The organism is Peterkaempfera griseoplana (assembly GCF_001418575.1).
GTDB classification, from domain to species: Bacteria; Actinomycetota; Actinomycetes; order Streptomycetales; family Streptomycetaceae; genus Peterkaempfera; species Peterkaempfera griseoplana.
In genome coordinates, this window is sequence record NZ_LIQR01000374.1 from 20933 (window position 1) to 27906 (window position 6974).

The window sequence follows — 6974 nt, forward strand, 5'->3', positions numbered from 1 at the left end:
CGCCCCGGGCGGTACCCGGCGCGGCAACCCCTGCGCGACCGGGTCAGCGGCCGAGGATCGCCCGGAGGACCGCGGCCCGGCTGCCGGCGTCGCCCAGCGGACGGGCGGCGGTGAGCGCCGCGGCGGTGCCGGGCTCCAGGCCGCCCTGGACGAGGGCCGACCGGGCCTCGGCCGCGGGCAGCAGTTCCAGCCACCGCAGGGCGAGCGCAGCGAGTCCCTCCTCGGTGAGACCGCCGGTGAGCCGCAGCCGCGCCACCCCTCCGTCCGGGTGGACCTCCAGGCGGACATGGGTGGCGGTGCGGGTGCCGTCCAGCCTGAAGCGGTGGCGGGTGTCGGGCTGCAGCCGGGTGCGCGGCAGCAGCTCGAACCACTCCCCGCCGCTGCCGGCGTCCCGTCCCAGCAGGGCGGCCCAGCCCGGCGCGTTGTGCAGGAAGTGGGTGGTGTCGATCTCGGCGGCCCTCACCCGTCCGGCGCCGGCCAGGGCCAGCTGCACCCAGTCGCACCCGCGGTCGCGCCGCCGCCGGGTCTCCCAGCCCTCGCCCATGACGGCGGCGCGGCCGGGGGCGTTGAGGTTGTGCGGGGAGGAGTAGTACCGGTCCGAGGCGGCCTGGGCCACTCCCCCGTGCTCCTGGGCGGCGAGGTCGAAGGTGAGGCCCGCCAGGTCCCTGGGGTCGGGGACGACCACGCCGTGCACCCGCAGCCGGGCCACGCCGCCGTCCGGCCGGATGGTCAGCCTGACATGGGTGAAGCGGCGCTCCACCGCGACCGGGAACTCATGGACGGTGTCCCCGCGCAGCGCGCTCTGCGGAACCAGCTCCACCCACTCCACCTCGTCGGCGAGCAGCTCCCCGGGCGAGGGGTGCCCCGGTACCGATGCGCCGTGGACGGCGGCGTACGGCGGGTAGTTGCCGGTGAAGTGCGCGGTGTCCAGGACCACCCCCCGGACGATCCCGGGGGCGCCCAGCCTGACCAGGGCCCAGTCGTGGTCGTCCGGGGCGGGGTGCGGACGGTCGGGCCCGGTACCGCGGCGGCGGCGGGTCTCCCAGCCGTCCATGATCTGGCCCTTGTGGCCGAAGGTGTGCGGCCGGAACTCGGGGGCCGCCGCGACCAGCAGGTTCTCCTTGTCGGCGAAGGACTCGTCGGACGCCGCGACCACTCCCGCGCCCAGCCGGCGGGCGGCCAGGTCGACCAGGTCGGTGAAGGGAGCGTCGGCGAAGGGAGCGTCGGCGATGGGGCCGTCCGGGAGGGGGCCGTCCGGGAGGGGGAGACCTGCCGACGGGAGTCCTGCGGAGGGGATGTCGCTGCCGGGGGTCATGGCGTGGCCTCTCCTGGACGGGTCAGCAGCCGGCCGAAGGGCTCCGTGGACGGCTCCACCACGCGGCCGCGCAGCCAGGTGGTGCGGACGGCCCCGGTCAGGGTGCGGCCGGCGTAGGGCGTCACGGGGTTGCGGTGGTGCAGCGTCGCCGGGTCGACGCGGAAGACGGCGTCGGGGTCGAAGGCCACCAGGTCGGCGTCCCGTCCCGGCGCGATGGCCCCCTTGGCGGGGAGCCCGGCGAGTGCGGCGGGCCCCGCCGACATCCAGCGCACCACCTCGGCCAGGCCGTGGCCGCGGCGGCGGGCCTCGGTCCACACGGCGGCCAGTCCCAGCTGCAGGGAGGCGATACCGCCCCAGGCGGCGGCGAAGTCCCCGCGATCCAGCAGTTTGAGGTCCGCGGTGCAGGGCGAGTGGTCCGAGACCACGGCGGCGAACTCGCCCGCCGCCAGCGCCTCCCACAGCCGCTCGCGGTTGGACTCGTCGCGGATCGGCGGGCAGCACTTGAAGGCGGTGTCCCCGTCGGGCACCTCGGCCGCCGTCAGGCAGAGGTAGTGGGGGCAGGTCTCGGCGGTCACCCGTACGCCGTCGGCGCGGGCGCGGGCCAGCAGGGGCAGCACCGCGGCCGAGGAGACATGCAGGACGTGGACGCGGGCCCCGGTCCGGCGGGCGGTGTCCAGCAGCCGGGCGACGGCGGCGGTCTCGGCGCCGCCGGGCCGGGAGGCGAGGAAGTCGCGATAGCGGCGCCCGGGCCGCAGGGGCGCCCGGTCCAGCACCGCGGGGTCCTCGGCGTGCACCAGGGCGAGGGCGTCCAGCCGCGCGGTCTCGGCCAGGGCCCGCTCCAGGTCGGCCGGCTCCAGGTGCGGGAACTCCTCCACCCCGGAGGGCGACAGGAACCCCTTGAAGCCGAAGACCCCGGCGCGGTGCAGCGGCTCCAGCTCGGCGGTGTTCCCGGGCACGGCCCCGCCCCAGAAGCCCACGTCCACCCGGACCCTGCCGTCCGCGGCACGGCGTTTGGCGGTCAGCCCCTCGGGGGTGGTGGTCGGCGGCACCGAGTTGAGGGGCATGTCCACGATGGTGGTCACCCCGCCGGCCGCGGCCGCCCGGGTCGCGGAGTCGAACCCCTCCCACTCGGTGCGGCCGGGCTCGTTCACATGGACGTGGCTGTCCACCAGGCCCGGCAGCAGGACCAGGGAGCCGAGGTCGGTCACCGTGTCCGCGTGCAGCGACCCATGGGGCGCCACCGCCTCGATCCGGCCCCCGCGCACCAGGACGTCGGCCGCACGCTCCCCTTCGGGCAGCACGGCGCGGCGGGAGCGGAACACCGACCCGGGGACGGGCGGAGGACTGGGCAACGGCACCTCCGGACTGTGCGGGGGCTGGCGTGCTCGGAGCTCGGAGCGTAGGCCGGGCTTCAACAAGACGTCAACGCCCCCTCGGGCGCAACGCGGCGACGCGTCGCCGCGCCGCCGGAGGCCCCGGCGTCGCCCTCGTGCCGCAGATCGCCCCAGGTCGGCCAGGGGTCGCCACCGGGGTCCCTCGATAGAGTGAGAAGGTGCGACTGATGGTGGAGTTCACAACCGAGCCGTTCGAGCTGGACACCTTTCCCGAGCACGCCCGGGCGGGCCGCCGGGCGGTGGAGGAGGCCGGGCTGAGCGTGGAGGTGGGACCGTTCGGGACCAGCGCGCAGGGCGGCTCCGAGGAGACCCTGGCCGCAGTCGCCCGGATGCTGCGGGACACCCTGGCCGCCGGTGCCACCCGGATCTCCCTGCAGGTCAGCGTGGTCGAGGACGGTCTGCGGTGAGCACCGTCCCGGGCCATCCGCTGGCCGCCGCCATCCAGCCGCTGCTGGACGCCGTGGGCGCCGCCGCGGTGGCGCCGGACCAGGCCCGCCCGGAGGATCTGGTGCTGGAGTGGGAGGGCTCCCCGGCGGTGGCCGTGCGGCTGCCGCATCTGGGCGCCGCGCTGGACCGGCTGCTGGCCGACATGGTGCGCCGCTTCGGCGGCGGCCCCCTCGCCGAACTCTCCCGGGCCGACAAGCAGCGGGTGGTGGTCCTGCTGGAGGAACGGGGGGCCTTCACCGTGCGCCACGGGGTGGAGACGGTGGCCTCGGCGCTCGGCGTCAGCCGCTTCACCGTCTACAACTACCTCAACCGGCAGCAGGAAACGCAGCCGTAACCAGGACCCTTCAACATTCTGTTGACGCGCCCCGGCGCCGGTTCTAGCTTGTCTCGGGTGGCACCACTCCCCCGGAGGTCCGCCCGTGCCGTACCGCCCGCCGACCGCACTCGACCGGCTGAACTCCGCCCCCGCAGCCGAGCTCGACGCACTGCTGCGCGAGGTCTGCGCCAGCGGCGGCTGGGCCTCGGCGGTCGCCGCGACCCGGCCCTGGCCGGACGCCGCGGCACTGCTCGCCGCCGCTGACGCGGCGGTGGCACGGCTCGACGAGGCCGGGCTCCGCGAGGCGCTGGCCGGGCACGCCCGGATCGGTACGCCCCGGGAGGGCGACGCCGTCTCACAGCGTGAGCAGTCCGGGGTCCGGGGGGCCGGCGCCGAGGTGCTGGACCAATTGCGCGAGGCCAATGCGGCGTACGAGGCACGGTTCGGCCATCTCTTTCTGATCTGCGCCACCGGGCGCACCGCGGAGTCCATGCTGGCGGCGCTGCACGAGCGCTGCGGCCACGACCCGGCGGCGGAGCGCGAAACGGTGCGCGGCGAGCTGGCGAAGATCAACGCCATCCGGCTGCGCCGGCTGCTGGAGGAGGCGCCATGACCGGGATCTCCACCCATGTCCTCGACACCGCGCTGGGCCGCCCCGCGCCCGGGGTGCGGGTGGAGCTGTCCCGGCGGGCTGCGGACGGCGGCTGGCAGGTGCTGGCCGTCTCCGCAACCGACGCCGACGGCCGCTGCCGCGAGCTGCCGGCCGTGCCCGAGGAGCCCGGTGGAGCGGTGCTGCGGCTGCGTTTCGACACCGGGGGCTATCTGCCGCAGCCGGCCTTCCTGCCCGAGGTGTCGGTGGTCTTCGCCGTCGAGCCCGGGCAGCCGCACTACCACGTGCCACTGCTGCTCAGCCCGTACGGGTACTCCGTCTACCGAGGGAGCTGACGTTCCATGGCCCATGTGCTCGGCCAGAACCAGTACGGCAAGGCGGAGACCCGGGTGGTGCGGATCACCCGGGGCGGCGCACGGCACGAGGTCAAGGACCTCAGTGTCTCCGTCGCCCTCTCCGGCGACCTCGACGATGTGCACCTGACGGGGGACAACGCCAACTGCCTCCCCACCGACACCGCCAAGAACACCTGCTACGCCTTCGCCAAGCAGTACGGGATCGCCTCCGCCGAGGAGTACGGGACCAGGCTGGCGCGGCACTTCGTGGACGACGTGGAGCCGATCCACCGGGCCCGGATCAGGATCGAGGAGTACTTCTGGGACCGGATCCGCACCCCCCGCGCCCAGGGCCGGTTCATCGGCTCGGAGGAGGTCGGCCACTCCTTCGTACGGCGCGGCAGCGAGGTGCGCACCGCCGAGGTGGTCTGGGACGGCAGCGCCCTCCAGGTGGTCTCCGGGCTGCACGGGCTGGTGGTGATGAACTCCACCGACTCGGAGTTCTGGGGCTACATCAAGGACCGCTACACCACCCTGAAGGAGGCCTACGACCGGGTGCTGGCCACCGAGGTGACGGCCCGTTGGCGGCACTCCTTCACCGGTGCGCCGGGGCAGGAGGAGCCGGACTGGGACGGCTGCTGGGCGGAGGTCCGCCGCCATCTGCTGGAGGCCTTCGCCGAGACCTACAGCTACTCGCTGCAGCAGACCCTGCACGCGATGGGCATCCGGGTGCTGGACCATGTGCCCGGGGTGGACGAGATCCGGCTCCAGCTGCCCAACAAGCACCACTTCGCCGTCGACATGGAGCCGTACGGCCTGCGGAACGAGAACGAGGTCTTCTTCGCGGCCGACCGGCCGTACGGCCTCATCGAGGGCACCGTGCACCGTGAGGGCACGGTGCCGGTCATCCCCGTGGACTAGGAGGCCGCCCATGGCGCGCATCGTGATCGAGAACTGCGCCGTCGCCACCGTGGACGCCGGCTCCACCGAGTACGCCTCGGGGCACGCGGTGGTGGCGGGCAACCTGATCGAGTCGGTGGGCCCCGGACGCGCTCCGGCGGACCTCACCGACGTGGTCCGCAGGGTGGACGGGACCGGTCATCTGCTGACACCGGGGCTGGTCAACACCCATCACCACTTCTACCAGTGGCTGACCAGGGGCCTGGCCCAGGACGCCATCCTCTTCGACTGGCTGGTGGCGCTGTACCCGGTCTGGTCGCGGATCGACGACCGGCTGGTGCACGCCGCGGCGCTGGGTTCGACCGCGGCGCTGCTGAAGTCCGGCTGCACCACGGCGATGGACCACCACTATGTCTTCCCGCGCGGCGGCGGCGACATCCTGGGGGCCGAGATCGAGGCGGTGGCCGAGCTGGGCATGCGGTTCACCGCCACCAGGGGGTCGATGTCGCGCGGTGCCAGCGAGGGCGGGCTGCCGCCGGACTCCGCGGTGGAGCGCACCGAGGACATCCTGACGGCCAGTGAGGAGGCGGTGGACCGCTGGCACGACCCGTCGTTCGGGTCGATGCTGCACATCGCCGTCGCCCCCTGCTCACCGTTCTCCGTGACCAGCGAGCTGATGCGGGAAGCGGCGGAGCTGGCCCGCCGCAAGGGGGTGCGGCTGCACACCCACGGGTCGGAGACCGCCGAGGAGGAGCAGTTCTGCCGGGAGCTGTTCGGGATGGGCCCCACCGACTACTTCGAGAGCGTGGGCTGGCTGGGCGAGGACGTCTGGATGGCGCACTGCGTCCACATGGGCGACTCCGACATCGCCAAGTTCGCCGCCACCGGTACCGGGGTGGCGCACTGCCCGTCCTCCAACGCCCGGCTGGCCGCCGGGATCGCCCGGGTGCCGGACATGCTGGCGGCGGGTGTGCCGGTGGGCCTGGGGGTGGACGGCACCGCCTCCAACGAGTCGGGCGAGCTGGGCACCGAGCTGCGCAACGCCCTGCTGATCAACCGGCTGCACGGCAGGCCCGACGCCCTGACGGCCCGTCAGGCTCTGCGGCTGGGAACCATGGGCGGGGCCACGGTGCTGGGCCGGCAGTCGGAGATCGGCTCCATCGAGCCCGGCAAGCTCGCCGACCTGGCCCTGTGGCGGATCGACGGCGTACTGCACTCCTCCATCGCGGACCCGGTGGCCGCCCTCACCATGGGCGCGCTGCCGCCGCTCGCCCTGCTGCTGGTCGACGGCAGGCCGGTGGTGGAGCAGGGCCACCTGGTAAGGGCCGACGAGGAGTCCATCGCCAGGACCTGCGCGGCGGCGGCGCGCAACCTGGCGGCCCGAGGCTGACCCCGACCCCCGTACGGGGCCGGCCGCGGCCCGCCGGACGGCGGCGACTCCGCCGCCGGCCGAGTGGGTCCGCAGCCCGTCCGGGTGGGCCTGCCCGGGGTGGGGCGGTGCCGGACGGGCTCCGGGAGGGCTCAGCCCCGGCAGAGGATCTCGCCGTGCAGCACCACGAACCAGCCGTCCTCCTGGGCTCCCCACTCCCGCCAGCCCTCGGCGATGGACCGCAGGTCCTCCTCGGTGGCGCGGCCCTGCTCCACGGCCTGGCGGGCG

The 6974-nt window shown here is 74.7% G+C and carries 8 protein-coding genes and 1 pseudogene; 6 read left to right on the forward strand and 3 right to left on the reverse strand.

All coding sequences use genetic code 11. From position 1 onward, the window contains the following. Positions 1–43: 43 nt before the first annotated feature. Complete coding sequence (gene alc / locus AOK09_RS26355) at positions 44–1315, reverse strand: allantoicase (protein WP_079063448.1); 1272 nt, start codon at positions 1313–1315, stop codon at positions 44–46. Continuing rightward, positions 1312–2673 carry an allantoinase AllB gene (gene allB / locus AOK09_RS26360; RefSeq protein ID WP_407675440.1) on the reverse strand — a complete coding sequence of 454 codons (1362 nt, stop codon included), beginning with the start codon at positions 2671–2673 and terminating at the stop codon, positions 1312–1314. The genes alc and allB overlap by 4 nt, the downstream gene beginning before the upstream one ends. Before the next feature lie 194 nt (positions 2674–2867). On the opposite strand from allB, the gene AOK09_RS26365 reads away from it, so the two are divergent. From AOK09_RS26365 to AOK09_RS26390, 6 genes are all read left to right on the forward strand, one after another. Continuing rightward, entirely contained in the window at positions 2868–3116 is a 249-nt protein-coding gene (locus AOK09_RS26365) for a thiamine-binding protein (protein WP_055589747.1), read from the forward strand. Continuing rightward, on the forward strand, positions 3113–3490 hold the full coding sequence (locus AOK09_RS26370) for a helix-turn-helix domain-containing protein (RefSeq protein WP_055589748.1): 378 nt from the start codon (positions 3113–3115) through the stop codon (positions 3488–3490). The genes AOK09_RS26365 and AOK09_RS26370 overlap by 4 nt, the downstream gene beginning before the upstream one ends. Positions 3491–3575: 85 nt before the next feature. Continuing rightward, positions 3576–4085, forward strand: a complete 510-nt coding sequence (gene uraD, locus AOK09_RS26375) for a 2-oxo-4-hydroxy-4-carboxy-5-ureidoimidazoline decarboxylase (RefSeq protein WP_055589749.1) — start codon at positions 3576–3578, stop codon at positions 4083–4085. Next, on the forward strand, positions 4082–4417 hold the full coding sequence (uraH, locus tag AOK09_RS26380; protein ID WP_055589750.1) for a hydroxyisourate hydrolase: 336 nt from the start codon (positions 4082–4084) through the stop codon (positions 4415–4417). Before uraD ends, uraH begins: the two co-directional genes overlap by 4 nt. Positions 4418–4423: 6 nt before the next feature. After that, on the forward strand, positions 4424–5338 hold the full coding sequence (pucL, locus tag AOK09_RS26385) for a factor-independent urate hydroxylase (protein ID WP_055589751.1): 915 nt from the start codon (positions 4424–4426) through the stop codon (positions 5336–5338). Between the two features lie 10 nt (positions 5339–5348). Next, positions 5349–6707 carry an 8-oxoguanine deaminase gene (locus AOK09_RS26390; RefSeq protein WP_055589752.1) on the forward strand — a complete coding sequence of 453 codons (1359 nt, stop codon included), beginning with the start codon at positions 5349–5351 and terminating at the stop codon, positions 6705–6707. A gap of 131 nt (positions 6708–6838) precedes the next feature. On the opposite strand, the pseudogene AOK09_RS42500 reads toward AOK09_RS26390, so the two are convergent. Then, positions 6839–6974 (reverse strand): annotated as a pseudogene (locus AOK09_RS42500) (SAM-dependent methyltransferase); the annotation flags it as partial.

Excerpts from the sequence above, each read along its gene's own strand:
- AOK09_RS26390 (WP_055589752.1), top strand. The coding sequence starts at position 5,349 with ATGGCGCGCATCGTGATCGAGAACTGCGCCGTCGCCACCGTGGACGCC.
- uraH (WP_055589750.1), top strand. The coding sequence starts at position 4,082 with ATGACCGGGATCTCCACCCATGTCCTCGACACCGCGCTGGGCCGCCCC.
- pucL (WP_055589751.1), top strand. The coding sequence starts at position 4,424 with ATGGCCCATGTGCTCGGCCAGAACCAGTACGGCAAGGCGGAGACCCGG.
- alc (WP_079063448.1), bottom strand. The coding sequence starts at position 1,315 with ATGACCCCCGGCAGCGACATCCCCTCCGCAGGACTCCCGTCGGCAGGT.